We start from the raw sequence: 25972 nt of genomic DNA, 5'->3' as shown, positions 1-25972 counted from the left end.
ACGATGGTTGCCGGGTCCTGCACGGACCCGGCAACCATCGACCCCCCCTGCGCCCCTGGGCCGGCCGCTGTCAGTACGTCCCGGCGAGCTGCCCCCGCAGCTTCGTCAGTGCCCGGGCCAGCAGCCGGGACACGTGCATCTGGGACACGCCAATCTGGTCGGCGATCTGCGACTGGGTCAGGTTGCCGTAGAACCGCAGCGTGAGGATTTTTTGCTCACGCTCGTCCAGGGTGGCCAGCGCCGGGCCCAGTGCCACCCGCAGCTCGGCCAGCTCGAACTCGTTGTCCTCGCCGCCGAGCATGTCGCCCAGCTCGGTGGCGCGGTCGCCGTCACCGGTCGGCGTGGACAGCGACACCGCGTTGTAGGCGCGAGCACCTTCCAGGCCCTCCAGCACCTCTTCCTCGGTGAGCTTGAGGTGGCTGGCGATGTCGGCCACCGTCGGCGATCGGCCGAGGGTCTGCAGCAGCGAGCTGTTGGCGTCGGAGATGGCCAGCCGCAGCTCCTGTAGCCGCCGGGGAACCCGGATGTCCCAGGTCCGGTCCCGGAAGTGCCGCTTCAGCTCGCCGATGATGGTGGGGATCGCGTACCCGGCGAAGTCGACGCCGCGGCTGGGGTCGAACTTGTCGATGGCCTTGATCAGGCCGACGGCCGCGGTCTGGGCGAGGTCGTCGGTGGGCTCGCCGCGACCGCTGTAGCGGTGGGCGAGGTGGTTGGCCAGCGGTAGCCACGCCTCGATAGCGCGGTCGCGCAGCGCGGCCCGGGACGGGTGCCCGGCCGGCAGCGCGGCCATCGCGTTCAGTAGGTCGGAGGCGCTGTCTGCGTGCGCCCGCGGGTCGAGCTTCGGGGTGTTGGTCGCCGGCGCGGCGGCGGGCTCGGTGATCGTTGAGGCGGTCATGGTGGTCCTCCCTGCACCTCGTCCGCGGATAAAGACGTGACGCTTTGGTTTAGTCCCTGCTAGTACGTTCGGGAGTCACTCTAACCTGATCGTCTCCCGGAAAGCTAGCCGAAAGTACGATGTGCTTATGGAACTTATAGGGACTAAGCGGACGAAATTAGGTATCGCGCGTCGCGTTTCGGCGGTCGGGCGAGCCTCGCCGCGATCGGCTCGGACGAGTCGGGCATGACCGGGCGGCAGGGGCCGGTCGGCCGAACGGCGGCGCGGTGTCGCCGACCGGACGAGCCTGCGGGTGGGTGGCAAGTCAACTGTCGCCAATCCGTCGTTGTCCCGCCGATGGGACTGGCCTTAACGTCGGGCTGACATCCAATCGGAGGCGCCGTGCTCGACCCCGCTGTTCCCCAACTCGTCGTGAACAGCCGGTCGCTGTTCTTCAGTTGGCTACCGGCGGACCCGGGCGCGGCGGCGGCGCTGGTTCCTGCCGGACTGCGGCCACATCCGGACCGGCAGGTCTTCATGAACCAGTACGTGGTGGAGGACGACAGCCAGACCTCCGGTTTCGGCGCATATTCGCTGACCTACCTCGGAGTCACCCTGTCCGACGCCGACGCGCCTGAGGGAGTGAACCAGGGCGGCTGGTGGACCCACTACGTGGCCTCCAGCTCACGGGTCCGCGACTACGCGTTGGCCCGCGGCGCTCCGGCGTTGGCCGGCCAGACCACGATCACCGCCCGCGACGATGCCCTGGTCGCCGAGACGGACATCGACGGCGTGCCGATGATCCGCGCCCGGGTGCGCGCCGGGGACACCGGCCACGCCACGCACAACGGGCACCACCGCTACCTCACGGCGCTTCACGGTCAGTTGGTCAGCAGCGTCTACGCGGTCATCGCCGAACCGGTCACCTCGTTCGAGATCGAGTCGGTGGAGTTCCTCGACCCCGACCACCCGGTCTACGCGCTGCGCCCGCAGAATCCGCTCACCATCGCCTGGGGCTACTACTCGCCGCGCTCCTCCTTCGCGTACCCGGGTGGCCTGGCGGTGCTGGGGGAACTGCAGCCCGGCTCACCAGGTGCCGCGCCGGCGGGCTCGCCAGGGCCTGCCGTCGGGGTCGTAGACCAGTCGGTACGCCGGTAGCGCCCAGGCCCGGGTCCACCAGCCCAGCCGCCGGGATCGGTGCGGTCGCAGCCGGCCAGGCGGCCGGGAGCCGACCTGTCCGCCGTCGTGCCAGCGCTGTAACGCCTCGGCGGCGGCGGTGACCGTGGCGACCGCGGCGTCAGGGTCGATCAGGTCGGCGTCCTAGCCTCCGGCGGGGTCGCGGTCCAGATGTTTCCGCAGCAGCCGCAGCCGTAGTTCCCGGGGAACCGGCGCGCCCCGTCGCCGCCCCCCCCCCGGCCGGGTCGACCCGCACGGCGAGTTGCACGTCGTGCCAGGGCGGCTGGTCGCCGTAGGGCGCGGACATCCGTACCGCCTGCGGGTCGCCGCGGTGGGCGGCGTGGGCGAACAGTTGCGCCACCGTCGGCCCGTCCGGGCGAGGGCGTTCGTCCGGATCTCCCCGCCAGTCGGCGAAGAAGAGGTGGTCGCCGGCGTCGAGCGCCTCGACCTCCTCGACCAGCCGGTCGAAGTTGACGGTTGTTCCGTGAATCAGCGGCTCGGCGAGGTTTCCGCTGGTCCAGACGGGTAACTCAGAGACCGGGTTGGCGCGTTCCGGTGCGCTGAGAACCAGTTCCGCAGCGTCACGTTTCCGCCCTGGGAGAGATCGACCACGTCCTCACGATACGAACCCCCGGTCGGGTCCGCACGACGGCGAGCAATGACGACGGGCGGATCCACCCACCTGAGCAGCGAGGGAGCCGCACCATGCCCGGCGAGACGACGAACTCCGTGACCGAGCACCGCGAGCAGGCGGTGGAGGGCGAGCGGGGAGCGCTGCTGACGGTACTGGTGATGGTGCTGCTCGGCGTGGCCGGCATATTCGCCGTCTCCTGAGCGTCGGGCGCCCCGCAACCACCGGAGCGCTCGGACGCCGTCGTCACTATCAGGGGCGTTCACCGTCGGTGTGCGGCAGTCGCCTCGCCGGTACCACCCCGAGCCGCCCGGCCTGGAAGTCCTCGAACGCCTGGATCAGCTCGTCGCGGCTGTTCATCACGAACGGGCCGTACTGTGCCACCGGCTCACGGATCGGCTGCCCGCCCATGATGTAGAGCTCCAGCGCCGGGGTGATGCTGTCCTGTCGGGCGTTGGCCCGCAGCCGGAGAGCGTCGCCCGGCCCGTGCACGGCGAGCTGCCCGGTGTGTACGCCGCGCCCGTTGGCCCCGACGGTGCCGCGACCACCGAGCACGTAGACCAGGGCGTTGAAGTCGGGCCGCCAGGGCAGGTCGACCTGCGCGCCGGGCTCGACCGTGACGTGGGTGACGGTGATCGGAGTGTGCGTCGCGCCGGGCCCGCGGTGGCCGGCGACCTCACCGACGATCACCCGGACCAGCGCGCCGCCGTCCGGCGTGGTGAGCAGTGCCGCCTGCCGGCCTCGGATGTCCTGGTACTTGGGTGGGCTCATCTTGGCCACCCTGGGCAGGTTGACCCACAGTTGGGTGCCGTGGAACAGCCCACCGCTGACCACCAGGTGCTCCGGCGGGGCCTCGATGTGCAGCAGGCCACTGCCTGCGGTCATCCACTGGGTGTCGCCGTTGGTGATCGTGCCGCCGCCCCCGTGGCTGTCCTGGTGGTCGAAGATCCCGTCGATGATGTACGTGACAGTCTCGAAGCCGCGGTGCGGGTGCCAGGAGGTGCCCTTCGGCTCGCCGGGGGCGTAGTCCACCTCGCCCATCTGGTCGAGGTGGATGAACGGGTCCAGCTCGCCCGTCGGCACTCCGGCGAAGGCCCGGCGTACCGGGAAGCCCTCGCCCTCGAAGCCGCTGGGCGCGGTGGCCAGCCGGTGGACCGGCCGGAACGTGGTGGAGTCGTCGAGCCGGGGCAGCCGGGGCAGGACGAGAACGTTGTCGACGGTGATGGCGGGCATCGGGGCTCCTTCAGCTGTCGCCGGGGGCGGTGGTGTGGGCGGCGGCGGTGTCGTCGACACCCGTCAGCCGTCGGCCGAGCCGGGTGAAGATCCGGTACAGGCAGGCGACCTCGGCGTCGTCGAGGTCGTCCAGCAGATGGGTGCGTACGGAGTGCAGGTGATGCGGGGCGGCCTCCCGCAGGGTCAGCAGCCCGGCGGCCGTGAGCACCGCCTCGTTGCCCCGCCCGTCGTCCGGACAGGGCGCCCGGGTGACCAGGCCACGCCGCTGCATGGACGAGATCTGGTACGTCAGTCGGCTGGGGGAGAAGACCAGCCGACCGGCCAACTCGCCCATCCGGAGTCGCTGTCCCGGAGCCTCGGCGAGCAGTACCAGCACGTGGTAGTCGGCGAAACTCATCGCGCTGTCCACGCGGAGGTCGTCCTCCAGCCGGGTGAACAACCGTTGACTGGCCTCGATATACGCCCGCCATGCGGTGCGGCGGTCGGGCTCCAGGCTCTCGGTCATGGAGCCATCGTACACCTCTTTCAAAATTGTAATAAGCTTGTCCGGCCCGCCTGGCAAGGAGGCAGACGAGATCAACCAAATCTGTCGTCAAGGTTTGAAAGACTCGCACCGGCCACGGGAATACCACGGAGCGCGGCCGGGCGGGACGACGAGCATCCGCACGTCCGCCCCGCCACCGCCTGAGCAGGACGGAACGGGCGGTCCCGCCTGGCGGGACCGTCCGTGGGTCGGGCGGCCTCAGCCCGCCGACTGCGGGGTACGGCCACCCAGATGCAGGCGGCCCAACAGCTGACGGGCCTGCTCGGCCACGTCGGCCTCGACGGTGACCGCGTACTGGTTGGCGCGCAGCGAGCTGGCGGAGGTGAAGTCGCGCTGCCCGCCGGTCATCGCGTGCGCGACGGCACCGAAGACGGCACCCCAGACGGCGCCGATGACCAGTCCGGCCAGGATGACCGCCACCCAGTTGCCGACGGTGAAGATGCCGAACAGCAAGCCGATGAAGAGACCGAACCAGGCACCCGTGCCGGCGCCCACCAGTGCCGCACGGGCGGTGGTCATCCTGCCCAGCACGGTCTCCACCAGCGTCAGGTCGGTGCCGACGATGGCGGCGCGTTCCACCGGGAAGCGGTTGTCGGCCAGGTGGTCCACCACCCGTTGGGCGGAGGGATAGTCCGGATACGCTCCAATCGTCACGGTCGGTGGACCGGCCTGCGGGCCGTGGCCGTTGCCGCTGGGAGCCGCGGGGCGACCACCGGGACCGGACGGCAGAGTGCCGCCGCCCGTCACGCCCGGCTGCCACGCCGAGGGATTCGACTGTGTGCTCATTGGTCTCCTCCTTCGTCGCCTGTCGCGTTCCCGCATAGCGGAGGCGGTAACGGATCCTGGTACGGAACCGCCCCCTGAGATCAGGAGGCGGTCACGGTCGTACCGGGCTTCCTGGCGCGGCGGCGTCGTCTGCGCAGCCGCGCCAGGACCGCCGGCGCTAGGCGCAGGTGGTGCCGTTCAGGGCGAAGCCAACGAACGGTGGCAGGTTGCTGCCGGTGAAGGTGCCCTGGAAGCCGACGCTGAGCGTGCCGTTGGCGGGCAGACTGCCGTTCCAGGCGGCGTTGCGCACCTGGATCCGGTCGCCCGACTGGCTCCACTCACCGTTCCAGCCGTTGGTCAGCCGCACTCCGGAACCCGCCGTGAAGGTGAGCGTCCAGCTGGTGACCGCCGCGCCGCGGTTGGTCAGCCGGATCTCGGCGGTGAAGCCACCGGTCCACGCGTTCGGGGTGTACGTCACCGTGCAACCCCCGCTGGGCGGGGTGGTGGTGGGTGGCGTGGTCGTGGGGGGCGCGGTGGTCGGCGGGGCGGTGGTGGGCGGCGGCGTGGTGGGTGGCGTGGTGGTGGGCGGCGTGGTGGTCGGCGGGGCGGTGGTCGGCACCGGGCCGGCCGCGACTGCCAGGTCGTATGCCCGCTGCGGGACGAACTGGCCCGCCCCGGCAATGCACCCGTCCGCTTCGCCGGGCAACTTCACCCAGAGAAAAGCGTCGACGGCAGCGTCACCGGTCGCGGTGGTGCTCGGTGTGCCGATCGCCCGCCCCGGTGGGTCGCACCATTCGGCGCCGGCGGGTCCGTTTCCGTTGCGGCTGGTGTCCACGACCGCCTTGAGCCGGGAGATGCCGGTGGCCGCGATGATCGACTTGGCGTAGGCGACCTCGTCCGCGGTGCGCCGGTAGTTCGACACGTTCACCGAGATGCCGTCGGCGCTGTTGGCGATGTCGGACGCGGTCAACCGAGCGGCGGCCTCGCCGGGGCCAAGCCATCCGCCGTGACCGATGTCGAAGTAGACCTTCGCCGCCGACGAGCCAGCTTTGAGCGCCTTCCCGGCGTACGCCATGGAGGCCCGCACCTCGGCCTGCTGGCTGGCGCTCATGCAGTTGGTCATGATGGGGAGCACGTCGGGTTCCAGGACGATGGTGGCCGGGCGCCCGCCGAGGCCCGCGGCGACCTGGTCCACCCATTGCCGGTAGGTGGCGTGGTCGGGCGCACCGCCACCGCTGTGGTTGCTGCAGTCGCGGTTGGGGATGTTGTAGACCACGAGGATCGGAATCTTGCCGGCGGCGGAAGCGGCGCCGACGAAGGAGTTCACCTCGGCGCGTACCGACGAGGTGTTGGTGGTCGTGAACCAGCGCCCCTGGGGGACGTTGGCGATCCGGTCCCGGATCACGGCGGCCTTCGGGTCGTTCGGGTTGGCCGCCACCCAGCGGGCGGCGCTGGTCTGCGGGTCGACGTAGAAGGCGGAGTCGGCGGCCGCGGCGGGCGCGGGCCGTAGCGCGCCCACACCGACGGTGGCGGCCACGGTCAGGGCCGTCGTCACGGCGCCGACCAGTGCGAACGTGGTCCGGGTTCTCATGATCTGCTCCTCGTGGATATCGAAGAATATACGTGGAAGCGCTCCCACATGTCCGTCAAGGTACGGGCCTGTTGCCGGCTTGTGAAGACCCTTCCGGAACTATCCGACGGTGCGGGGTCGGTCAGTTGGCGTCGATGCGGTGAGCACCGCGCCATACGATCGACGGATGAGTGCTGACCCGTCAGGTGCCGTGGTCGTCGGTGCCGGCATCGCCGGGGTGGCGTGCGCCCGCGAGTTGCTGCGAGCCGGCATACCGGTCCAGCTCCGGGAGCGCGGTTCGGTGGTCGGCGGCAGGATGGCCAGCCGACGTTTCGAGGGCCGCCCCGCCGACCTCGGCGCCGCCTACCTGACAGTGACCGATCCCGACTTCGCCGAAGTGGTTCACGACTGGCAGGCCGCCGGGCTGGTTAGGGAATGGACGGACACCTTCCTCGCGTACGAAGCCGGCACTCGCAGGGAGACCCCCGGGCCGACCCGGTGGGCTGCCCCTCAAGGGCTGCGCTCACTGGTGGAACACCTCGCCCGGGACCTCCCGCTGCAGGTGAGCCACCTGGTCCTCGGGGTCGAACCGGGGCCGACGGTGGACGGCCAGAAGTGTGCGGCGGCCGTGTTGGCGATGCCCGGCCCACAGGCCGCGCTGCTGCTCGACCCGGCCCTCGACGCCGCCACCGGGGCGGCCCGTCGGCAACACTGGTCGCCGGCCCTGGCGGCGGTGCTGCGGTACCCGACCCGCCGGTGGACCGACTTTCGGGGAGTCTTCGTCAACGACCACCCGCTGCTCAGCCTGGTCTGCGACGACGGAGACCGACGTGGTGACAGAGCTCCCGTCCTGGTCGCCCACACCACGCCGGAGTTCGCCGTCAGGCATCTCGCCCAACCCGCCGGTGCCGCGCCGGCCGTCGAAGCGGCCGTCCGCGACCTGCTCACCCTGCCCGACCAGGCCGAGTACGCGCACGTGCACCGATGGACGTACGCCAAGCCCGTCGGCGGCTCCGATACCGGCTTCCACCTCGACGACGACGGGATCGGCCTGGCGGGCGACGCGTTCGGCCCGCCCCGGGTGGAGACCGCCTGGCGCTCCGGCCGTGATCTCGGCCGCGCACTGGCCGCCCGGCTCGCCTGCCCGACCGAGGCGGGGCGCGACAGCAGGTAGCCGGGCCGGCTCAGGCCGCGACCGGGGTGCAGCGGGCGGGCGGAACCCTGGGCGCGGTGCGCCGACCGGCGCCGTCCAGCAGCCGCATGACCGGAGTCGCCGCGATGCCGTGCACCACCACGGAGGCGATCACCCAGTGCTCCGCCGGCCGTCCCGGCGCGCCCCGTAGGGCCAGCCAGCCGGTCAGGGGCCTGATCACGAACACCAGAGCCAGTCCGACCAGCGCGGCCGGCCAGGTCAGCGGGGCCAGCAGGCCGCCGATCACCGCACCGCCCAACAGCAGCAGCATCAGCACGGTGAGCAGGCGCTCGATCTGCTCGGCGAAGTCGTGCAGCACCGCGTGGTACTCGTGACTGCGTTCGGCTGCCCGGATCGCGCGCGCGGCGACGAAGACCGCGAGGAAGCCGTAGCCGCCGACCACCTCCACCAGCCCGTACGCCAGGAAGGTGGCAGCCAACGCCAGGAAGCCCTCGGAGTGTCGGGCCAGCCTCAGTTCACTGGGCGCCCGGAAGAAGAGTCTCCCGAGCAGCCAGCCGATCAGGAGTCCACCGACAACCCCCACCGTGACCTTGTAGAGCACATCGGCGGTCATCCAGCGGGCCAGCCAGTCGCCGGGGGCCAGACCGCTGCCCGCGATCGCGATGGCCGCGTAGACGAACGGGAAGGCCAGACCGTCGTCGAGCCCGGCTTCGGAAGTGAGGGCGAAGCGGACCTCGTCCTCGGAGTCCGACTCGGCGGTGGGCTCGCCGACCTGGACGTCGGAGGCGAGCACCGGGTCTGTCGGGGCGAGTGCCGCGGCGAGCAGCAGCGCGGTGGCCGGCACCAGACCCGCCCACCACCATCCGAGCAGCGCCACGGCGGCGATACAGACCGGCATGGCGACGGCCAGCAGGCGCCACGTCGACGACCAGCGGGCCCAGCCCAACCGCCGGTCGATCTTGAAACCGGCACCCATCAGCGCGACGATCACGCAGATCTCGGTGAGATGGGTGGCGACATCCCGGTGCGCCAGCGGATCGGGCACCGGCAGGTCGGTGGGGAGCGCGTAGATCACCATGCCGAGCCCGAGGAAGGCGATCGGCATCGACAGCGGTCGCCGCTCCAACAACCGCGGCAGGATACCGGCGAGCAGTGCCGCCAGGCCCAGCACCGCGAACGCCACGTCGACCGTCTCCACAGCACCGCCCTTCTCCCCCTGTCCACGGCACGCGGAGAGGTGCGCACACCTTGCCCCGGTCGGAGCTCCGGTAATCCTGAAGGATCCTCGGTGTGGGCCTGGCGATGCGTCGCGTCGGGGCTCAGGCCGGCGGGAGCAGCATCTCGAACCAGACCGTCGAACCCCGCACGGTGGGATCGGTGCCCCACGCGTCGCTCAACTCCTCGATCAGGCCCAGTCCGCGGCCCCGGCTGCTCAGCGTCTCCGTGCGGGCCCGGGTGACCGTGCCCCGGGAGCCCGAGTCGGCCACCGACACGAGCAGACGCTCCGGGCTGAGGTCCACCTCCACCCGGGCCGCCGTGCCGGCGTGCAGCAGCGCGTTGGTGGTCAGCTCGCTGGTGCAGAGCACCGCCGCACCGATCACCGACTCGGCCACCTGCCATTCGGTCAGCTGTGCGGTCATCCAGTGCCGGACCCGACTCGGCGCGGTCGGTTCGGCGGGCACCTCCATCCGCGCCGACCGGCTCGGCCGCAGGGCGTACTCGACGGCCAGAACGGCGACGTCGTCCTCGGTCGCGCCGGGCACCGCCGCGGAGGCCACCGCACACAGGGATCTCGGGTCGCCGCTTGGTGCCATGGCCACCGACTCCGCCAGCCGGGCCAAACCGTGTGACAGCCCATGACGGCGTCGTTCCACCACGCCGTCGCTGAACAGCAGCAACGTGTCGCCCGGCGCGAATGCCACCGTCCGTGTCCCCGGACGGTAGCCGACCCCCAAAGGAGCGCCCGACGGCACGTCCACGTAGCTGGCGTCCGGGTCACCGGCCGGCGAGCAGCGGCGGATCAGCGGTGCCGGATGGCCTGCGCTGGCCAAGGTGAGTTCCTCCCGGTCGACGTCGATGACACCGAACGCCACGGTCACGAACAGCTCGTGCGTTCCGGACTCGGCGCCGAGACTGCTCACCAGGCGGTCGAGGCCGGCGAGGACCTGGTCGGGACGGGGATCGTTGAGCGCCAGCGCGCGCAGCGCGGCCCGCACCTGACCCATCCGGGCGGCGGCCTGCACGTCGTGACCGGCGACGTCGCCCAGGACCACGCCCAGCTCGCCGGTGGGCAGCACGAATGCGTCGTAGAAGTCGCCGCCGGCCGCGTTGCCGTCCACCCCCGGGTCGTAACGCGCCGCGATGCGCAGGCGGGGCAGGCCCGGCAGGTTCTCCGGCAGCATGCTGCGTTGCAGCAGTTGAGCGGTGCCGTGCTGGGTCTCGAAGCGGCGGGCCCGCTCGGTGGCCTGTCCGACCAGTTCCGCCGAGGCGGCCAGCAGCGCCCGCTCCGGTGCGGACCAGACATGCGGCGAGCGGTAGCCGACGGTCAACGCGCCGCGGACCACGGATGCCCGCAGCGGCACCGCCGCCAGCGCGCGGACCTTCTGGTCGTGCCGGTCCACCGCGATCTCGCGCAGCGGCTGGCCGTCGTCGCTGAAGCTGGCCTGCCCGTTACGCGCGCTGACCACCGCGGGGGCCGGCCAGTCCGCCGGCCCGCGTCGCCACAGCGGCGGTAGCCGTTCGTCCGCCTCGTCCACCAGCTCACCCCGGACCCGGCGGACCATGCGCCAGCCACCGCCGCTGCCCCCGTCGTCGACGGCGAAGGAAACCCGGTCGGCGTCGAACGAGGTGATCGCGTAGCGCAGCGCGACCCGCGCCACGTCGTCCAGGGTGAGGGTGCCGGACAGCGCCGCGGCGAAGTCGCCGAGCCCCTGCAACTGCCGGGTCGCCGGGCTGGTCTCGGCGACCACGGACAGCACGCCGGCCACCCGGCCGAGGCTGTCCCGGACGGGCGAGCAGGCCCGGGTGTAGACAACCTGCTCGAGTCCGCCGCCAGCCCGGTGCAGCGGCAGCGGAATCTCCTTCTCCAGGAACGGCTCACCGGTGCGGTAGGTGTGCTCGACGACGTCGCCGACGCCCGGGTGTTGCCAGACCTCCGCGAAGACCTCGGCGGCGGGCCGTCCCAGGGCCCGGGGGTGCCGGTCGCCGACCATCTCGGCGTACGCCTCGTTGTAGAGCAGCCGCAGCTGATCGCCGAGGTGCAGCGCCATCGGCGCCGGAGAGGCGAGCACGACGTCGACGGCCGTACGGACGGCCGGGTCCCAGGACTCGTACGGGCCGAGTGTGGTCTCGCCCCACTGGCGGCTCACGACCGTCGCGTCGTCCGGCGCCGACGCTCCCGGGACGGGGCCTGCTGGCGTGGGGACTCGCCCGACCGTTCCTGGCATGAACGCAGCCTAGTCCGCCCGTTCGACAGGTGTTCCCGATCATCGGCTGGGTGAGTCGGCCCGTGGCATCAGGGCAGGTCAGCGCCAACATGCGGTGATCTGCCGGGAAAAAGGAAGGTGCTGGCGCGGCGTGCTGTCCGGGCGAAGGGGTAAGCGCGCGGGGCAATCCATGCGACAGGAGGGACATCATGCCGGAAACCCTCGCGGTCAGGCAGGTCGACATCGGTGACGCCGTGGCCGACATGTGGAGGTCGGTGCTGCTGTTCGTGCCGCGGGCCATCGCGTTCATCGCGATCCTGGTGGTCGGATGGCTCATCGCCAGAGCCGTACTCAAGATCGTGAACGCGGCCCTGGAACGGGTGGGGTTCGACCGGGCGGTCGAACGAGGTGGTATCAAGCGTGCGCTGGAACGGACGAAGTACGACGCCAGTGACATCCTGGCGAAGCTGGCCTACTACGCCGTGCTGCTGTTCACACTGCAGTTCGCCTTCGGTGTCTGGGGTCCCAACGCGATCAGCGATCTGATCGCGGGTGTGGTGGCCTGGCTGCCGCGGGCGTTCGTGGCGATCGTGATCGTGGTGGTGGCGTTCGCCATCGCCAACGCGGCCCGGGACCTGATCACGGGTGCGCTCGGCGGGTTGTCGTACGGCCGGGTGCTGGCCGACCTGGCGGCGATCTTCGTGATCGCGCTGGGTGTGATCGCGGCGCTGAACCAGGTTGGTATCGCGACGACCGTCACGCAGCCCGTGCTGATCGCCGTCCTGGCCACGGTGGCCGGCATCCTGATCGTCGGCATCGGTGGCGGTCTGGTCCGGCCGATGCAGAGCCGATGGGAGGGCTGGCTCAACCGGGCCGCCGAGGAGTCGCGGTTCATCCGCGATCAGCGGCAGGGGGCAGAGGCCGGTCGCGGCGACACGCAGCGGCAGATGGCCGACCGGACCGGCGGCGACCGTTCCCAGGCGACGTCACGGGGACAGGAGTCCTCGATGTCCGGGGGGCGGGGCACCTACCAGTCCGGAAACGCCGGCGACGAGACGCAGCAGTTCCGCCCGTAGCGGGCGACCGTGTCGTCGGGGAGGGACGGGTGTCCGCCGCCTGGTGGGCACCCGTCCCGCGTTCACAGTGGGGGCGGCTGCGCAGCCGGCGTGTCCAGCACGGCGGTCAGCGCGCAGACGCCGAGCAGGCGCAGCAACACCCAGTCCGCCTCCACCCAGGTGACCGGTCCGGCCGGGGCCTGCCAACCGTGTTCACCGGCGGCGGACCGGACCCCCTCGGCGTAGCCGGCGAGGGCCGCCGCCGACAACGGCCGGTGGTCACCCCGGAGGCTGTCCCGGACCGCGGCGGCGTGCTGGTCGACCGCGGCGAGCAGACCCGGCTCAGAGCTGGCGGCGGCCATCCCGTCCAGCCCAACGGCAATGGCGAGCGCGACCAGACTCGACCGGGCCGAGTCGACGGCGGTGGGGGCGGTTACCCGATTCGACGGCACGCGCATGGGGAAAGAATCTAGCCAACCCGTAACGGCCGTGGCCTCGGCCTCTCGGCTGGTCACCACATCCTCCACCGGTCCCCGGCGGTGGCCGTGCGGACCGAACCGGGCGTCCTGCCGCCTCGGGTGACCGCGAAGGCGGCGCGAACAGCATCAGGGAGGCACGAATGGGGGACGGACCCGACGAGGGACACCGCAGACCCGCCGCAGTGACCGACGACACGGTGGCGGCCCTCGGCAAGCTCAGCGAGGCCCTCGAGTGTGTGGAACGGGCCCGCGGCCACCTCTACTCGCTGCACCAACTCGTCGGCCACGCCGACCTGATGCTCGACGACGCCGTCCGGATGTTCCGAGACGCCGGGCATCCCGCGATCGCCGAGCGGATCGCCGAGGAACTGGTGGGTCGCAACGTGATCGCCGGACGGTGGACGTTCCAGATCGTCGAGGACTTCGACGACGGCTACCACGCACTGTTCCGCGAGATGGACCAGTCGGCGCGGGACCAACTGGTCGGCGGCCGGCGGCACCTCTTCGAGGCGGAGATGAAGGAGCGCCGACGGACCCGGGGCCGGCCCGGACACGAGGCCCGCCCGTGACGAGTGGAGGTCAGTCCGCGGAGTCGGCGTCCGCCGGACGACGGCGGGCGGCGTCGTCGGCGATGATCACGGTCGCCACCATCACCGCGACGCAGAGGCTGAACAGCCAGGAGCTGTCTTCGGTCAGCTTGGCGGAGACCGGTGCCTGGGCTGCGGCGAGCAGAAAGCCGATCCATGCCAAGCGGCGCTGACGCGTGGTGAGGAAGCTGGAGCCCTGATGCATTTCGGAATTCTTGCGCGTCGCGCCGCCGTTGCCGTCACCCGAACGGCCGATTCTGCCTGACCTGCCCGTTTCTCACCCGTCAGAGAGTGTCCGGGCCGGTACGGCCGGTGGTGGAGGGGCGGTGGGCGCGGTCCGGGTCGGTGCGTTCACGGCCGGTGCCGGGCATCTCGCCACCGCGGTCGGCTGCTTCGGGGCCGTGCCCGAACGCGGCCTCCTCGCCGGCGTCGTTGCCGGTCACGTCGTCGGCCTGCCCGTCGATCGTGGACCGGGCGACGGCCCGGTCCAGGTCCTCAAGCGGGAGTCGTTCCTCGTCGCGCCACACCCTGTCGTCGGTCATGCCATCGCGGTACCCCGACCCGACCGCCGCAAACGACACGCCACCAACGGCGGGCGCGGCGACGGCCGCCGGTCGGACCGGCGGCCGTCGACTGCCAGGAGCGATCAGGGTTGCGGCCGGTCGACCTGGCCCCGCCAGGCGCCGGTCTCGTGACCGCGCCGCTCGATGAAGGTCTTGAACCGCTGCAGGTCGCCCTTTGCCCGGCGGTCGACCACGCCGAGCTTGTCGCCGGCCTGCTCGATGACGCCGTGCGGGTCGAACTCGAGCTGGAGACTGACCCGGCTGCTCGCCTCGTCAAGGCGGTGGAAGGTGACCACGCCGGCATGCTGGGTGCCGCCGGTCGAGCGCCAGGCGACCCGCTCGTCGGGCAGCTGCTCGGTGATCTCGGCGTCGAACTCCCGCTTCAAACCGGCGATCTCGACGGTCCAGTGGGTCATCGTCTCGGAGAGCTGGCGGACCTCCTCCACGCCCTCCATGAAATGGGGGAACTCCTCGAACTGCGTCCACTGGTCGTACGCCGTGCGTACCGGGACGGCCACGTCGACATGTTCGATTACGTCACTCATCTGCATCCTTTCCTGCGCGCCGGTGAACGCGGCAGGCCGAGGGGGCCTGCCTCACCAGCGTGTCGTCTCGTTGGTGTGACCGAGGGCCGCCCACACCTCGGACACCGTCTGGTAACGGGTGTCCTCCGGCAGGCGACCCAACTCGCCCAGCACGTCGTCCGGGGCATCGTTGGCCCGGGCGTTCGCGAGCAGTGCGGCCCGGTCACCCGGCAGGGCGCTCAGTGTGATGAACCGCCCGAGCCGGCTGCGCGCCTCGACGTCCTCGGAGGTCATGCCCTGGGGGGTGCCGCTACGGGTGTCGCCGGCCGGAGCGGTGGTCGCCTCCGGTTGGTCCTCTCCCGAGGGCTCCGGGACCCGGAACTCGTCGACCCGCGAGCCACCGGCACCCGGCCCCTGCACGAGGCCGCTGACCTCCTGGCTCATCTGTTCATCGACTCTCGGTGCGTGCTTGCTGCTGCCGCGTTCCATGTCTTCTGCGCTACCCGGCCGGGAGGGTGCTAAACGCGGCAAGGGGTCACGAACCGGCCGGAGACCGTGGTGGCAGGACCGGCTCGCCGGTGTCTTCCGCTCCCGACTGGAGCACCCGGCCGCGCTGGAGTTCGGCGTTGATCTGGACGCCGAGCATCAGCGCGGAATTGGACAGGTAGAGCCAGACCAGGAAGGCGATCACCGCACCGAGACTGCCGTACGTCGCGTCGTACGAGCCGAAGTTCGCGACGTACAGCCCGAAGCCGAAGGAACCGAGTGCCCAGGCGGCCAGGGCCACGGCACCACCGGGGGTGAGCCAGCGGAACCGCGGCTGGCGGACGTTCGGCGCCGCCCAGAACAGCAGGGACATCAGCAGTAGCGTGACCAACGCCAGCGCCGGCCACTTGGCCACGGCCCAGGCGGTGCGCGCCGCGTCGCCGGCTCCCACCAGGTCACCGACCGCGTCGGCGACCGGCCCGCTGACGATCAGGCCGGTGGCGACGGTGGCGAGCAGCACCAGTGACAGCGCGGCCAGCCCGATCTGCGTCGGGCGCAGCTGCCACACCGGTCGCCCCTCGGCCACCCCGTAGATGGTGTTCGAGGCCCGGGTGAACGACGCGATGAAGTTCGAGGCCGACCAGAGGGCGCCGAGCAGTCCGAAACTGAGCAGCACCCCGGCCGAGCTGTTCTGGTCCACCACCGCCCGCACCACGCCGGCGAAGCCGTCGTCGGCCACCACCGAACCGGCGCCGATGTCCCGAGCCAGGTCGAGCACCGTGTCGACGGTGCGTTCCCCGTCGGAGACCAGACCCACCAGCGCGACCACCACGACGGTGGAGGGGAACAGCGCCAACACCCCGTAGTAGGTGAGCGCGGCGGCCCAGTCCGTGCAGTTGTCCCGCAGGTAGTTGCGTCCGCTGCGAACCAGCACGCCACGCCAGGTCGGCCAGTGCAACTGGCGGATCCCCGGCAGCGGCGGCAGGGTCGGGTCGGTTGACGGAGCGTCCGGGTTCGTCGTCGTCATCACCGCTCCCTCATGCGCGGCCTGGTGGGCACGGCGCGTCGATAGCCCGGCCGGTACCCGGCCAAGTTGAGCGGCAAACCGATCGGCGGTTTGGCTGCGATCGGCGGGGGAACACCAGAAGGAATCACTCGCACACGGAGGAGGTTAGAGATGCCCGGGCGCGAGGTACTACCCAGCACGTTGCGGCGCTCCCCGGACAAGGCCCAGCGCACCTGGGAGAGGACACACGATTCGGCGGTCGAGACCTACGGCGACGGCGAGCGGGCGCACCGTGTCGCGTTCGCCGCCGTCAAACACGAGTTCGAGAAGGTGGGCGACCACTGGGAGCCGAAGGGCCGTAGAGGTCCCAGCGACCAGCAGGCCGCGGGCGGCGGTCCGGCCCGAAGGGCACCGACCGCCGGCGGGGTGGACACCAACGCCTCCAAGGAACACCTGGTGGCGGTGGCCCGCAAGCTGGACGTGCCGGGACGGTCGAGCATGACAAGGCCCGAACTGGTCAAGGCCATCCAGAAGGCCAACGACCGGCAGACCCGCAAAGCCCGCCACTGAGCAGCGCCGGCCCGCGTGATCCGGTCCCGGGGAATCGGGGCCGGACCGCACGCTCACCAGTGACCGTCGCCGGGCGCCTCGATGTGCACCGCCCGGACGGCGGTGAACTCGTCGAGCAGCTCCGGCCCGTAGCCGAAGCCCTGGCCGCTGGCGCGGCGCGGATGGGCGGCGCCAGCCGGAGCGCCCCCGAAGACGGCGTTCACCTTGACGGTGCCCACCGGCAGTTCCCGCCAGGCCCGCTGCGCGTTGCTCATCGATCCCGTCAGCACGGTCGCGGCCAACCCGTACGGCGAGTCGGCCGCACACCGCAGCGCCTCGGAGAACGATTCGACCACCACCACCGGAGCGACCGGGCCGAACGTCTCCTCGCGGATCAGCGTGATGTCGTGGCGGCAGCGGTCGAGCACGGTGGCCGGGTAGAAGGCACCCGGCCCCTTGGGCAGCACGCCGCCGGTACGGATCCGTGCCCCGTCGGCCACCGCCGCGCTGACCTGCCCGTGCACCTGGTCGCGGTGCCGCCGGTCGACCAGCGGGCCGAGCTCGGTGTCCGGGTCGCGTCCGGGGCCGACCCGCAGCGCGGCAGCCCGTTCGACGAGGGCGTCCACGAAATCCTCGGCGATGTCCCGATGGGCGTAGATCCGCTCCACCGCGACGCAGATCTGGCCGGCGTTGGCGAACGCGCCGAGGGCGGCCTGCTCGGCGGCCCATACCGGGTCGACGTCGGCGTCGACGATCAGCGGGTCGCTGCCACCGTTCTCCAGCAGCACCTTCGCGCCGGTGCCCGCGGCGGCTGCGGCGATCGCCCGGCCGGTGGCGGTGGATCCCACGTGCACCACCAGGTCCACCTCGGCGGCGGCGAGTGCCGCACCGGTCCCGGGGCCGCCGGTGAGCAGCGACAGCACGCCCGCCGGTAGGGCCGTGTCGAACGCCCGAGCCAACAGCCAGCCGGTCGCCGGAGTGCGTTCACTGGGCTTGTGCAGCACCACGTTCCCGGTGACCAGGCCCGCGCCGAGCAGGCCGCAAGGTACCGCGACCGGGTCGTTCCACGGGGTGATGGCGGCGATGACGCCGCGCGGCTGGGGGGTCATGAAGTCGATGGCGCCGGGATCGCCGTGTAGGGTCCGGCCGCCCCGGGCCGGCGCGAGTTCGGCGTACTGCCGCAGGGTGGCGATGCCGGCCTCGACGCCGCCCCGGGCGTCGGCGAGGGGCTTGCCCATCTCGGCGGTGCTCGCGTGAGTTAAGTCGTCGGCGGCCTCGGCCACCGCGTCCGCGACCCGGTGCAGCGCGGCGGCGCGCTCCGCCGGAGCCGTCGCGGCCCACTGGGCCGCCACGCCACGGGCCGTCGCCACCGCCTTGTCGACCTCGTCGGCCGTGGCGATCGGCGCGCTGGTCACCCGGCTGCCGTCGGCCGGATCGTGCACGACCAACTCGCCGGCCTCCCCGCCGACGCCCCAGACTCCACCGATGAGCTGCGCGACCGTGTACATGGCGTGCTGGATGCCCCGGCCGACGCCGGGCAAACAGCCTTTCCCGTGCGACTGCCCGCAGGGCGCGGCATTCCGCGCGTTCGCCGGGCGTTTCGCCCGGTTGTCCGGGGGGTAGCGTGCTCGGATGATGTCGCCGAGTGAAACGGGTGCCGAGCGGGCCGACGCCGTGGTCGTAGGGGCGGGACACAACGGCCTGGTCGCCGCGAACCTGCTCGCCGACGCGGGCTGGGACGTTCTGGTGCTGGAGGCCACCGCAGTTCCGGGTGGGGCGGTGCGCTCGGCCGAGGTGACCGCGCCCGGCTACCTCAGCGACCTCTACAGCTCCTTCTACCCGCTCGGCTACGCCTCGCCGGTGCTGCGTGGCCTGGACCTGGCCCGTCACGGGCTCACCTGGCGGCACGCCCCGGACGTGCTCGCGCACCGGTTCCCCGACGACCGGGCGGCGGTGCTCAACCGGAATCCGGAGCTGACCGCGGCCTCGCTGGAGACCTTCGCGCCCGGCGACGGCGCCCGGTGGCTGGCGGCGTACCAGGAGTGGCGGCAGGTCGCCGAGCCGATGCTGGAGCTGATCACCACCCCGTTCCCGCCGGTACGCGGCGGCGTGAGCCTGCTGGCCCGGCTGCGTGTCGCCGGTACGCTGCGCCTGGCCCGGCGTCTGGTGCTGCCGGTACGCCGGCTCGGCGAGGAGCTGTTCACCGGTGCCGGCGGGCCGGCGCTGCTGGCCGGCTGTGCCCTGCACACCGACCTGTCCACCGAGGAGGCCGGCTCCGGCGTGTACGGCTGGCTGCTCGCCATGCTCGGCCAGCAGGTCGGCTGGCCGGTGCCGGCGGGTGGGGCGCAGAAGATCACTGAAGCGCTGGTGGCCCGGCTGACCGAGCGGGGCGGCCGGATTCTCTACGGCGCCCCGGTGGACCGGGTGCTGGTCGCCCGGGGTCGGGCGGTCGGGGTACGCACCGCTGGCGGCACCCTGTGGCGGGCCCGCCGTGCCGTGCTCGCCGACGTGCCCGCACCCGCGCTCTACCTCGACCTGGTCGGCGCGGCTTCGTTGCCGCCCCGACTCGTGGCGGACCTGGAGCACTTTCGGTGGGACGGCTCGACGTTGAAGGTGGACTGGGCGCTGTCCGCGCCGATGCCCTGGAGCAACCGCGAGTTGGCGACCGTCGGCACGGTGCACCTGGGCGCCGACCGCGGCGGGTTGACCGGCTACGCCGCCACGCTTGCCAGCGGTGAGCTGCCGCCCGACCCGTTTCTGCTGGTGGGGCAGATGTCGGTGGCCGAACCGCGTCATTCACCACCGGGCACCGAGTCCCTCTGGTCGTACACCCACCTGCCGTTTCGTCGGCACTGGCGGGCCGAGGACATCGTCGCCCACGTGGAACGGATGGAGACGGTGCTGGAGACCGCCGCACCCGGATTCCGCGGCCTCGTGGTCGGTCGGCACGTGGCCGGGCCGGCAGACCTGGAGCAGGCCAACCCGAGCCTGGTCGGTGGCGCCATCGGCGGCGGCACCGCCGCCCCGTACCAGCAGCTGTTCCTGCGGCCGATTCCCGGCCTCGGCCGCGCCGACACCCCGGTGGACCGGCTCTTCCTAGCCAGTTCCTCGGCGCACCCGGGGGGCGGGGTGCACGGCGCACCGGGCGCGAACGCCGCCCGGGCCGCCCTGGCCCGCGACCGGACCCTGACCGGAGGGGCCTACCGCCGGGCCATGGCCACCGCCCACCGGGCCATCTACGCTGACCCGGTGCGGCGCTAGATGTTGCGGTGGCGGGTCCGGAGCTTGAACGGCATCAACGCACTCTCCACCTTGGTCGCGGTGGTCATCTTGGAGGCGCCGTCGCGCCGCTCCTCGAACCGGATCGGCACCTCAAGGATGGTGTGCCCCAGCTTGGTGGCGAGATAGTGCATCTCGACCTGGAAGCTGTAGCCGTTGGACTGGACCCGTTGCAACCCGATGTCCCGCAGCGCGTCGGCCCGCCAGATCTTGAAACCCGCGGTCAGGTCCCGGATCCGCACTCGCAGCAGCGTGTGCACGTAGAGGTTCGCCCAGCCGCTGAGCGCACGCCGGTACAGCGGCCAGTTCTCGTCCAGCTCGCCGCCGGGCACGTACCGCGACCCGATCACAACACCGGCCTGGGTGGACAGTAGCGCGCCGAGCATGCCCGGCAGCGCCTCCGGCGGGTGGGACAGGTCGGCGTCCATCTGGGCCACATACTCGGCCCCGCCGTCCAGCGCCCGGCTGATCCCGTCGACGTACGCCCGGCCCAGACCCTCCTTGCCGGGGCGATGTACCACCTCGACCCTGTCGGGGTGCCCGATCGCGAGCTTGTCGGCCACCTCGCCGGTGCCGTCCGGGGAGTTGTCGTCGGCGACCAGCACCTTGAGGCCGGGCAGTGGCAGCGCGAGAAGACGCTCGACCAGTACCGGCAGGTTGCCCGCCTCGTTGTAGGTCGGCACCACGACGGTCAGGGGCAGGTCCCGCCACGGCGAGGGCAGCTGGACGGCTTCGATCATGGGGGACATCCTCGGTCTGCGGACAGGGCTCCCTGAGAGCGTAACTACATGTCCCTTGCGGGGTGAAATGGCTCCCCGTCGCAGCGTCACACACGGTCAGGCCGGCACCTTCTGCCGAAGGGCGATGTCGGAGAGCCGGTCGAGGGTCTCCTCGTTACGCAGGTGCAGGACCACGTCGTTGAGTTTGGTACGCAGCCAGCGCAGCGGACCGGCGGCGAAATCCTCGCCGAGCAGCACCCGGGTCGCGTCCGTCCTGACGGGCTCCAGGGTCAAGACCACGACTCCCTCGCCGGCCGGCCAGAGCTGAACGCGCAGCACGAGCCTGCGCTCCGGTTCGCAGGACAGCACCGTCGAGGTGTCCTCCAGCGAGAACGGCCAGGGGCCGGCGCGGTGGTGCAGCTGGGTGCCCACCTGGGGCCAGCCGTCGTCGACGTCGCGCATGTGAGCCGTGCCCACCACCCAGTCGCTGTAGGTCCACCCGTCCGCCAGCACCGCCCAGACCCGGCGCACCGGTGCCTCGATCACTCTTTGCACGATCGCCACGGTCTGGCCGTACCCACCCGGCCCGGCCGGCTAACAGATGCCTCGGGTTAGCTTCTCGGAAGCGGTGGGTAAGGCACCGCGGGCAGCGGTGTGGTCACCGCGGGCGCACGGTACCGCCGCCCCGTCGTGGCCGACGTTTACTCCCCGGGGGGCAGGGAACCCGCCGGCCGTGCGACAGGACCATGGGGAGCCGTATCAGAGCAGGTCAGCATGGTTTCTGGCCGGCGTTGACGGGGCCGCGTCGAACCGGCCCCTGTTCGACGCGGCCCTGCTCGACCGGGACGGCACCCTGATCGAAGACGTGCCGTACAACGGAGATCCGGACAAGGTGCGCCCGATGCCGGGCGCCCGGGCGGCGCTGGACCGGTTGCGGGCGGCCGGGATCAGACTCGCCGTGGTGACCAACCAGTCCGGGCTCGCCCGGGGCCTGTTCACCGAGGCGCAGCTGCATCGGGTACACCGCCGGATCGAGTCCCTGCTGGGCCCCTTCGACTCCTGGCAGGTGTGCCCGCACGACGACGGCGAGGGCTGCGGGTGCCGCAAACCGGCACCGGGCCTGGTGCATGCCGCCGCCCGGGCGTTGGGCACCGTGCCCGCCCGTTGCGTACTGATCGGTGACATCGGCAGGGACGTCACGGCGGCGCTGGCGGCCGGCGCGGTGGGCCTGCTGGTGCCGACGCCGGTGACCAGGGTCGAGGAGGTCGTGGCGGCCCCCTGGGTGGCCGCGGACCTGCCGTCGGCCGTTGCGGAGCTGCTGCGCCGGCAGGAGGCGCTGCGCCCCGCGGGGGCGGTGGCGTCCGGTTCGGCGCGCGGCCGTGCCCCCGCTGGCGTCGTGACCCGTCCCGACGCGGCTGGCCGAACGGTGCTGGTGGTGCGGTCGGACTCGGCGGGGGACGTGCTGGTGACCGGGCCGGGCATCCGGGCGGTCGCCGCCGGGGCCGAACGGGTGGTGCTGCTCTGCGGTCCACACGGCCGCTCCGCCGCCGAACTGCTGCCCGGCGTCGACGAGATCGTCGAGCACCGGCTGCCCTGGATCGACCCGGCCCCGGCGTCGGTGGATCCCGCCGAGATGGCCGGACTGGTCACCCGGCTGGCGGCCGTCGCGGCCGACGAGGCAGTCATCTTCACCTCCTTCCACCAGTCGCCGCTGCCGCTGGCCCTGCTGCTGCGGATGGCCGGGGTCGCGCGGATCGCCGCGATCAGCGACGACTACCCCGGCAGCCTGCTCGACGTACGCCACCGGGTGCCGGCCGGTGTCCCGGAGGCCGAACGGGCCCTGTCGCTGGCCGCCGCCGCCGGTTACGTGCTGGCCGAGGGTGACGAGCCGCGGCTGCGCCTGCGTCCGGTGCCGCCACCCCCGCCGGAGGCCGGCGAACCGGGGTACGTGGTGCTTCATCCCGGCTCGGCCGCACCGGCCCGGGGTTGCCCACCCGAGCTGGCCGAACGGATCGCCGGGGAACTCAGCGTGGCCGGGCACCGGGTGGTGGTCACCGGTGGACCACAGGAGCGTGACCTGACGGCCCGGGTCGCCGGCCGGCACTGCCGGGACCTCGGCGGACGTACCGGGCTGGCCGAGTTGGCCGGTGTGGTCGCCGCCGCAGGCGCCGTGGTGGTCGGCAACACCGGTCCGGCGCACCTGGCCGCCGCGTACGGGGTGCCGGTGGTCAGCCTCTTCGCGCCCACCGTTCCGTTCGGACAGTGGGGGCCGTGGCGAGTGCCGACGGTGCGGCTCGGCGACGCCACGGCAGCCTGCCGCGACACCCGGGCCGCGCGCTGCCCGGTACCCGGCCACCCGTGTCTGAGCGGTGTCGAGCCCCGCGCGGTCCTCGACGCCCTGCGACTGATGGGCGTACCGCCGGATCCGGCGTCGAGCCCGGCGGCGTTGCCCCGCACGACACCGACGGCGGTCGTCAACAGCGGCGGAGGCGGCCGGTGAACATCCTGCTCTGGCACGTGCACGGCTCCTGGACCACGTCTTTCGTGCACGGCAAACACCATTACCTGGTTCCGGCCACGCCGGACCGGGGGCCGTACGGGCTCGGTCGGGCCCGCACGTACACCTGGCCGGAGAGCGCGACCGAGGTGAGTCCGGAGCAGCTGCGGACCGCCGAGGTCGAACTGGTCATCCTGCAACGACCCGAGGAGCTCGACCTGGCCGCCGACTGGCTCGGCCGCCGTCCGGGTAGGGATCTGCCGGCGATCTACGTGGAGCACAACACCCCGAAGGACGGGAACGTACCGAACAGCCGCCATCCGATGGCCGACCGGGACGACCTGCTCGTCGCCCACGTGACCGCGTTCAACGAGCTGTTCTGGGACACCGGCACCACTCGCACCACCGTCGTCGATCACGGGGTGGTGCCGCCTACGGTGGCCTACACCGGCGAGTTGGACCGGCTGGCCGTCGTGATCAACGAGCCGGTTCGCCGCTGGCGGGTCACCGGCACCGATCTGCTGCCCCGCTTCGCCGAGATCGCCCCGCTGGACGTCTTCGGGATGAAGGTCGCCGGGCTGGCCGAGCGACTCGGCCTGCCCGCCGACCGGCTGGTCAGCCACGACGACGTGCCGCAGCACCGGATGCACGCCGAGTTGGCGCGCCGCCGGGCGTACCTGCACCTGTGTCGGTGGACCTCGCTCGGGCTGAGCCTGATCGAGGCGATGACGATCGGCATGCCGGTGGTGGCGCTGGCCACCACCGAGGCGGTTGCGGCGGTGCCGCCCGGTGCCGGTGCGCTCGCCACCCGGGTGGACATCCTGCTGGACGCCGCCGGACGGTTCGTCGCGGAACCGGAGCGGGCCCGCCGGGCAGGCGTCGAGGCCCGCGCCGCCGCCCGTGAACGCTTCGGCCTCGACCGTTTCCTCGCCGACTGGGACCGGCTGCTGGAGGAGGAAGTATGCGGATAGCGATGATCTCGGAGCATGCCAGCCCGCTCGCCATCCTGGGCGGCGAGGACGCCGGCGGCCAGAACACGCACGTCGCGGAGCTCTCCGCCGCGCTCTCCGCCGCCGGGCACGAGGTGCGGGTATACACCCGCCGCGACGCGGTGGACCTGCCGGTGACCGTACGCAGCCCGGACGGGTATGACGTGGTGCACGTGCCCGCCGGGCCGGCGGAGCCGGTGGCGAAGGACGCTCTGCTGCCGCACATGCGGGCGTTCAGCGTCTGGCTCGTGGACCGGTGGCGGGGCGGGGACTGGGCACCCGAGGTGATCCACGCGCACTTCTGGATGAGTGGGCTGGCCGCGCTGGAGGCCGGCCGGCAGACCGGGGTACCGGTGGTGCAGACGTACCACGCGCTCGGCACGGTCAAGCGCCGCTACCAGGGCGTGCAGGACACCAGCCCGGCGCGGCGGGTCGGCTACGAACTTCACCTCGGCCGCTCGGTCGACCGGGTGGTCGCCCAGTGCCGCGACGAGGTCGGCGAGCTGGTCCGGATGGGGGTACCCCGGTCCCGGATGACGGTCGTCCCGTCCGGGGTGAACCTGGCCACGTTCGCCCCGCTGGGCCCGGCCGCCGACCGGGAACCGGGTGGGGCCCGGATCCTCACCGTCGGCAGGCTGGTGGAACGCAAGGGATTCCAGACCGTGGTCCGCGCGATGGCGCAGGTGCCCGGGGCCGAGTGCGTGGTGGTGGGAGGCCCGCCAGCCGGCCTGCTGGAGACCGACCCGTACGCCCGTCGGCTTCGTGCCCTCGCCAACAGCTGCGGCGTGGCCGACCGGGTCCGGCTGGTCGGCGCGGTGCCCCGCGAGGAGATGGGCCGCTGGTACCGCTCGGCGGACGTGCTGGTCGCCGCACCCTGGTACGAGCCGTTCGGCCTGACTCCGCTGGAGGCGATGGCCTGCGGGGTGCCCGTGGTGGCCACCGCAGTCGGCGGCCTCCGGGACACCGTGGTCGACGGGGTGACCGGGGACCTCGTGCCGGCCCGGGACCCGCGGGCCCTGGGGGAGGCGCTGCGCGGGTTGCTCGACGACCGGATCCGTCGATTCGCGTACGCGGGCGCGGCCCGCGCCCGCGTCCGGCAGCACTACTCCTGGGCGGTCACCGCGGAGCGCCTCGCCGACGTCTACGCCGAGGTGGCCGCCGTGCACCGCCCCACCCGGGTGGAGGCTCGATGACCCTGCTCGACGCGCATCTGGCGAGTCTGGCCGCGGCGCTGCCGCCGTTCCGAGGGTGTGAGCCGCTGCTCGCCCGATGGGGTGCGTTCCTGGCGCAGCGGCTCACCGCCGGCGGCCGGCTCCTGGTCGCCGGCAACGGCGGCAGTGCCGCCGAGGCGCAGCATCTGACGGCCGAGCTGGTCGGCAAGCTGCACGACGACCGGCAACCGCTGTCCGCCATCGCTTTGCACGCCGAGACCTCGGCGTTGACCGCGATCGGCAACGACTATGGCTACGAGGAGGTCTTCGCGCGTCAGGTCCGCGCCCATGGCCGGCCCGACGACGTGCTGCTGCTGCTGTCGACCAGCGGCACGAGTGCCAACCTGCTCGCCGCCGCGCGGGCCGGGCGGGCGGCGGGCCTGCGGTGCTGGGCCTTCACCGGGCCGATCCCGAACCCGCTCGCGGAGACCTGCGACGAGGTGCTCGCGGTCGACTCCCCGGACAACCAGGTGGTGCAGGAGTTGCATCTGGTCTCCAGCCACCTGCTCTGCGAGTACGTCGAACAGGCGATGGCGGAGTACGCGGAGCCGGTGGCACCCGCCGCGCCGGCGGCCACCGCACCCGCCGCCGGTCCGGTGCGGGCCGGTGTCGAGGTGGTGCTGGACGGCGGTACCGGCCAGCCGATGCAGGCGTGAG

General features: G+C 72.3%; 27 protein-coding genes. 11 read left to right on the top strand and 16 right to left on the bottom strand.

Annotation, left to right across the window (positions count from 1 at the left end):
* Positions 1-70: 70 nt before the first annotated feature.
* A complete protein-coding gene (locus ACFHWY_RS06735; protein WP_416579217.1) occupies positions 71-895 on the bottom strand; it encodes a SigB/SigF/SigG family RNA polymerase sigma factor in 825 nt (274 codons plus the stop codon).
* Positions 896-1276: 381 nt separating this feature from the next.
* On the opposite strand from ACFHWY_RS06735, the gene ACFHWY_RS06730 reads away from it, so the two are divergent.
* Positions 1277-2032, top strand: coding sequence for a hypothetical protein (locus ACFHWY_RS06730; RefSeq protein ID WP_416579216.1), 756 nt, complete (start codon positions 1277-1279; stop codon positions 2030-2032).
* A gap of 723 nt (positions 2033-2755) precedes the next feature.
* Entirely contained in the window at positions 2756-2884 is a 129-nt protein-coding gene (locus ACFHWY_RS06725; RefSeq protein WP_416579215.1) for a hypothetical protein, read from the top strand.
* A 49-nt stretch (positions 2885-2933) separates the two neighbouring features.
* Here ACFHWY_RS06725 and ACFHWY_RS06720 read toward each other — a convergent pair whose 3' ends face one another.
* The 4 genes from ACFHWY_RS06720 to ACFHWY_RS06705 all read right to left on the bottom strand — a co-directional run bounded on the left by ACFHWY_RS06720 (position 2934) and on the right by ACFHWY_RS06705 (position 6814).
* Complete coding sequence (locus ACFHWY_RS06720) at positions 2934-3914, bottom strand: pirin family protein (RefSeq protein WP_416579214.1); 981 nt, start codon at positions 3912-3914, stop codon at positions 2934-2936.
* A 10-nt stretch (positions 3915-3924) separates the two neighbouring features.
* A complete protein-coding gene (locus ACFHWY_RS06715; RefSeq protein WP_416579213.1) occupies positions 3925-4419 on the bottom strand; it encodes a MarR family winged helix-turn-helix transcriptional regulator in 495 nt (164 codons plus the stop codon).
* A 237-nt stretch (positions 4420-4656) separates the two neighbouring features.
* Entirely contained in the window at positions 4657-5244 is a 588-nt protein-coding gene (locus tag ACFHWY_RS06710) for a general stress protein (RefSeq protein WP_416579212.1), read from the bottom strand.
* 157 nt (positions 5245-5401) lie between these two features.
* Positions 5402-6814: a glycoside hydrolase family 6 protein gene (locus tag ACFHWY_RS06705; RefSeq protein WP_416579211.1), complete on the bottom strand. Its 1413-nt coding sequence runs from the start codon at positions 6812-6814 to the stop codon at positions 5402-5404.
* 166 nt (positions 6815-6980) lie between these two features.
* On the opposite strand from ACFHWY_RS06705, the gene ACFHWY_RS06700 reads away from it, so the two are divergent.
* A complete protein-coding gene (locus tag ACFHWY_RS06700; protein ID WP_416579210.1) occupies positions 6981-7967 on the top strand; it encodes an NAD(P)/FAD-dependent oxidoreductase in 987 nt (328 codons plus the stop codon).
* Between the two features lie 10 nt (positions 7968-7977).
* On the opposite strand, the gene ACFHWY_RS06695 is transcribed toward ACFHWY_RS06700, so the two are convergent.
* A complete protein-coding gene (locus ACFHWY_RS06695) occupies positions 7978-9144 on the bottom strand; it encodes a cation:proton antiporter (RefSeq protein WP_416579209.1) in 1167 nt (388 codons plus the stop codon).
* Between the two features lie 121 nt (positions 9145-9265).
* Entirely contained in the window at positions 9266-11392 is a 2127-nt protein-coding gene (locus ACFHWY_RS06690; RefSeq protein WP_416579208.1) for a SpoIIE family protein phosphatase, read from the bottom strand.
* Between the two features lie 188 nt (positions 11393-11580).
* Here ACFHWY_RS06690 and ACFHWY_RS06685 point away from each other — a divergent pair, with 188 nt between their 5' ends.
* On the top strand, positions 11581-12447 hold the full coding sequence (locus ACFHWY_RS06685; RefSeq protein WP_416579207.1) for a mechanosensitive ion channel family protein: 867 nt from the start codon (positions 11581-11583) through the stop codon (positions 12445-12447).
* A gap of 62 nt (positions 12448-12509) precedes the next feature.
* Here the strand turns inward: ACFHWY_RS06685 and ACFHWY_RS06680 are convergent, their stop codons facing one another.
* On the bottom strand, positions 12510-12884 hold the full coding sequence (locus tag ACFHWY_RS06680; RefSeq protein WP_416579206.1) for a DUF6401 family natural product biosynthesis protein: 375 nt from the start codon (positions 12882-12884) through the stop codon (positions 12510-12512).
* A gap of 161 nt (positions 12885-13045) precedes the next feature.
* Here ACFHWY_RS06680 and ACFHWY_RS06675 point away from each other — a divergent pair, with 161 nt between their 5' ends.
* Positions 13046-13474, top strand: a complete 429-nt coding sequence (locus ACFHWY_RS06675; protein WP_416579205.1) for a hypothetical protein — start codon at positions 13046-13048, stop codon at positions 13472-13474.
* Between the two features lie 10 nt (positions 13475-13484).
* Here the strand turns inward: ACFHWY_RS06675 and ACFHWY_RS06670 are convergent, their stop codons facing one another.
* The 5 genes from ACFHWY_RS06670 to ACFHWY_RS06650 all read right to left on the bottom strand — a co-directional run bounded on the left by ACFHWY_RS06670 (position 13485) and on the right by ACFHWY_RS06650 (position 16092).
* A complete protein-coding gene (locus tag ACFHWY_RS06670) occupies positions 13485-13697 on the bottom strand; it encodes a hypothetical protein (RefSeq protein WP_416579204.1) in 213 nt (70 codons plus the stop codon).
* Between the two features lie 79 nt (positions 13698-13776).
* Positions 13777-14034 carry a hypothetical protein gene (locus ACFHWY_RS06665; protein ID WP_416579203.1) on the bottom strand — a complete coding sequence of 86 codons (258 nt, stop codon included), beginning with the start codon at positions 14032-14034 and terminating at the stop codon, positions 13777-13779.
* 104 nt (positions 14035-14138) lie between these two features.
* Positions 14139-14600 carry an SRPBCC family protein gene (locus ACFHWY_RS06660; protein ID WP_416579202.1) on the bottom strand — a complete coding sequence of 154 codons (462 nt, stop codon included), beginning with the start codon at positions 14598-14600 and terminating at the stop codon, positions 14139-14141.
* A 51-nt stretch (positions 14601-14651) separates the two neighbouring features.
* The gene (locus ACFHWY_RS06655; protein WP_416579201.1) at positions 14652-15068 is read right to left on the bottom strand and encodes a DUF2795 domain-containing protein; all 417 of its coding nucleotides are present in this window, start codon (positions 15066-15068) and stop codon (positions 14652-14654) included.
* 46 nt (positions 15069-15114) lie between these two features.
* Positions 15115-16092, bottom strand: a complete 978-nt coding sequence (locus ACFHWY_RS06650) for a YihY/virulence factor BrkB family protein (protein ID WP_416579200.1) — start codon at positions 16090-16092, stop codon at positions 15115-15117.
* Between the two features lie 150 nt (positions 16093-16242).
* Between ACFHWY_RS06650 and ACFHWY_RS06645 the strand changes: the two genes are divergently transcribed.
* Entirely contained in the window at positions 16243-16641 is a 399-nt protein-coding gene (locus ACFHWY_RS06645) for a ChaB family protein (RefSeq protein ID WP_416579199.1), read from the top strand.
* Positions 16642-16694: 53 nt separating this feature from the next.
* Here the strand turns inward: ACFHWY_RS06645 and ACFHWY_RS06640 are convergent, their stop codons facing one another.
* Positions 16695-18128 carry an aldehyde dehydrogenase family protein gene (locus ACFHWY_RS06640; protein WP_416579295.1) on the bottom strand — a complete coding sequence of 478 codons (1434 nt, stop codon included), beginning with the start codon at positions 18126-18128 and terminating at the stop codon, positions 16695-16697.
* A 124-nt stretch (positions 18129-18252) separates the two neighbouring features.
* On the opposite strand from ACFHWY_RS06640, the gene ACFHWY_RS06635 reads away from it, so the two are divergent.
* The gene (locus ACFHWY_RS06635) at positions 18253-19881 is read left to right on the top strand and encodes a phytoene desaturase family protein (RefSeq protein WP_416579198.1); all 1629 of its coding nucleotides are present in this window, start codon (positions 18253-18255) and stop codon (positions 19879-19881) included.
* Here the strand turns inward: ACFHWY_RS06635 and ACFHWY_RS06630 are convergent.
* Entirely contained in the window at positions 19878-20639 is a 762-nt protein-coding gene (locus ACFHWY_RS06630; RefSeq protein ID WP_416579197.1) for a polyprenol monophosphomannose synthase, read from the bottom strand. The two genes, ACFHWY_RS06635 and ACFHWY_RS06630, sit on opposite strands and share 4 nt — an antisense overlap.
* Before the next feature lie 96 nt (positions 20640-20735).
* The gene (locus tag ACFHWY_RS06625) at positions 20736-21173 is read right to left on the bottom strand and encodes an SRPBCC family protein (protein WP_416579196.1); all 438 of its coding nucleotides are present in this window, start codon (positions 21171-21173) and stop codon (positions 20736-20738) included.
* Between the two features lie 226 nt (positions 21174-21399).
* Here ACFHWY_RS06625 and ACFHWY_RS06620 point away from each other — a divergent pair, with 226 nt between their 5' ends.
* From ACFHWY_RS06620 to ACFHWY_RS06605, 4 genes are read left to right on the top strand one after another with little or no spacing between them, the layout of a single operon-like run.
* Entirely contained in the window at positions 21400-23118 is a 1719-nt protein-coding gene (locus ACFHWY_RS06620; RefSeq protein WP_416579294.1) for an HAD-IIIA family hydrolase, read from the top strand.
* Positions 23115-24086, top strand: a complete 972-nt coding sequence (locus ACFHWY_RS06615) for a glycosyltransferase (RefSeq protein ID WP_416579195.1) — start codon at positions 23115-23117, stop codon at positions 24084-24086. The genes ACFHWY_RS06620 and ACFHWY_RS06615 overlap by 4 nt, the downstream gene beginning before the upstream one ends.
* Positions 24077-25297 (top strand): glycosyltransferase, encoded by a 1221-nt coding sequence (locus ACFHWY_RS06610; protein ID WP_416579194.1) that lies wholly within the window; start codon positions 24077-24079, stop codon positions 25295-25297. Before ACFHWY_RS06615 ends, ACFHWY_RS06610 begins: the two co-directional genes overlap by 10 nt.
* Entirely contained in the window at positions 25294-25971 is a 678-nt protein-coding gene (locus tag ACFHWY_RS06605) for a D-sedoheptulose-7-phosphate isomerase (protein ID WP_416579193.1), read from the top strand. The genes ACFHWY_RS06610 and ACFHWY_RS06605 overlap by 4 nt, the downstream gene beginning before the upstream one ends.
* The last annotated feature ends 1 nt before the right edge of the window (position 25972 follow it).

The sequence above is a fragment of the Micromonospora sp. LOL_024 genome (assembly GCF_048060415.1).
GTDB lineage: Bacteria > Actinomycetota > Actinomycetes > Mycobacteriales > Micromonosporaceae > Micromonospora.
The sequence above is the reverse complement of the archived record's forward strand: the minus strand, read 5'-3'. Positions and strand labels throughout refer to the sequence as shown.

What these genes read in the sequence shown, in the direction of transcription:
- ACFHWY_RS06650 (WP_416579200.1), bottom strand. Translation starts at nt 16,092, where the DNA reads ATGACGACGACGAACCCGGACGCTCCGTCAACCGACCCGACCCTGCCG.
- ACFHWY_RS06705 (WP_416579211.1), bottom strand. Translation starts at nt 6,814, where the DNA reads ATGAGAACCCGGACCACGTTCGCACTGGTCGGCGCCGTGACGACGGCC.
- ACFHWY_RS06610 (WP_416579194.1), top strand. Translation starts at nt 24,077, where the DNA reads ATGCGGATAGCGATGATCTCGGAGCATGCCAGCCCGCTCGCCATCCTG.
- ACFHWY_RS06735 (WP_416579217.1), bottom strand. Translation starts at nt 895, where the DNA reads ATGACCGCCTCAACGATCACCGAGCCCGCCGCCGCGCCGGCGACCAAC.
- ACFHWY_RS06635 (WP_416579198.1), top strand. Translation starts at nt 18,253, where the DNA reads ATGATGTCGCCGAGTGAAACGGGTGCCGAGCGGGCCGACGCCGTGGTC.
- ACFHWY_RS06660 (WP_416579202.1), bottom strand. Translation starts at nt 14,600, where the DNA reads ATGAGTGACGTAATCGAACATGTCGACGTGGCCGTCCCGGTACGCACG.
- ACFHWY_RS06725 (WP_416579215.1), top strand. Translation starts at nt 2,756, where the DNA reads ATGCCCGGCGAGACGACGAACTCCGTGACCGAGCACCGCGAGCAGGCG.
- ACFHWY_RS06605 (WP_416579193.1), top strand. Translation starts at nt 25,294, where the DNA reads ATGACCCTGCTCGACGCGCATCTGGCGAGTCTGGCCGCGGCGCTGCCG.
- ACFHWY_RS06640 (WP_416579295.1), bottom strand. Translation starts at nt 18,128, where the DNA reads ATGTACACGGTCGCGCAGCTCATCGGTGGAGTCTGGGGCGTCGGCGGG.
- ACFHWY_RS06690 (WP_416579208.1), bottom strand. Translation starts at nt 11,392, where the DNA reads ATGCCAGGAACGGTCGGGCGAGTCCCCACGCCAGCAGGCCCCGTCCCG.
- ACFHWY_RS06720 (WP_416579214.1), bottom strand. Translation starts at nt 3,914, where the DNA reads ATGCCCGCCATCACCGTCGACAACGTTCTCGTCCTGCCCCGGCTGCCC.
- ACFHWY_RS06680 (WP_416579206.1), bottom strand. Translation starts at nt 12,884, where the DNA reads ATGCGCGTGCCGTCGAATCGGGTAACCGCCCCCACCGCCGTCGACTCG.
- ACFHWY_RS06700 (WP_416579210.1), top strand. Translation starts at nt 6,981, where the DNA reads ATGAGTGCTGACCCGTCAGGTGCCGTGGTCGTCGGTGCCGGCATCGCC.
- ACFHWY_RS06630 (WP_416579197.1), bottom strand. Translation starts at nt 20,639, where the DNA reads ATGATCGAAGCCGTCCAGCTGCCCTCGCCGTGGCGGGACCTGCCCCTG.
- ACFHWY_RS06675 (WP_416579205.1), top strand. Translation starts at nt 13,046, where the DNA reads ATGGGGGACGGACCCGACGAGGGACACCGCAGACCCGCCGCAGTGACC.
- ACFHWY_RS06645 (WP_416579199.1), top strand. Translation starts at nt 16,243, where the DNA reads ATGCCCGGGCGCGAGGTACTACCCAGCACGTTGCGGCGCTCCCCGGAC.
- ACFHWY_RS06665 (WP_416579203.1), bottom strand. Translation starts at nt 14,034, where the DNA reads ATGACCGACGACAGGGTGTGGCGCGACGAGGAACGACTCCCGCTTGAG.
- ACFHWY_RS06685 (WP_416579207.1), top strand. Translation starts at nt 11,581, where the DNA reads ATGCCGGAAACCCTCGCGGTCAGGCAGGTCGACATCGGTGACGCCGTG.
- ACFHWY_RS06715 (WP_416579213.1), bottom strand. Translation starts at nt 4,419, where the DNA reads ATGACCGAGAGCCTGGAGCCCGACCGCCGCACCGCATGGCGGGCGTAT.
- ACFHWY_RS06710 (WP_416579212.1), bottom strand. Translation starts at nt 5,244, where the DNA reads ATGAGCACACAGTCGAATCCCTCGGCGTGGCAGCCGGGCGTGACGGGC.
- ACFHWY_RS06655 (WP_416579201.1), bottom strand. Translation starts at nt 15,068, where the DNA reads ATGGAACGCGGCAGCAGCAAGCACGCACCGAGAGTCGATGAACAGATG.
- ACFHWY_RS06670 (WP_416579204.1), bottom strand. Translation starts at nt 13,697, where the DNA reads ATGCATCAGGGCTCCAGCTTCCTCACCACGCGTCAGCGCCGCTTGGCA.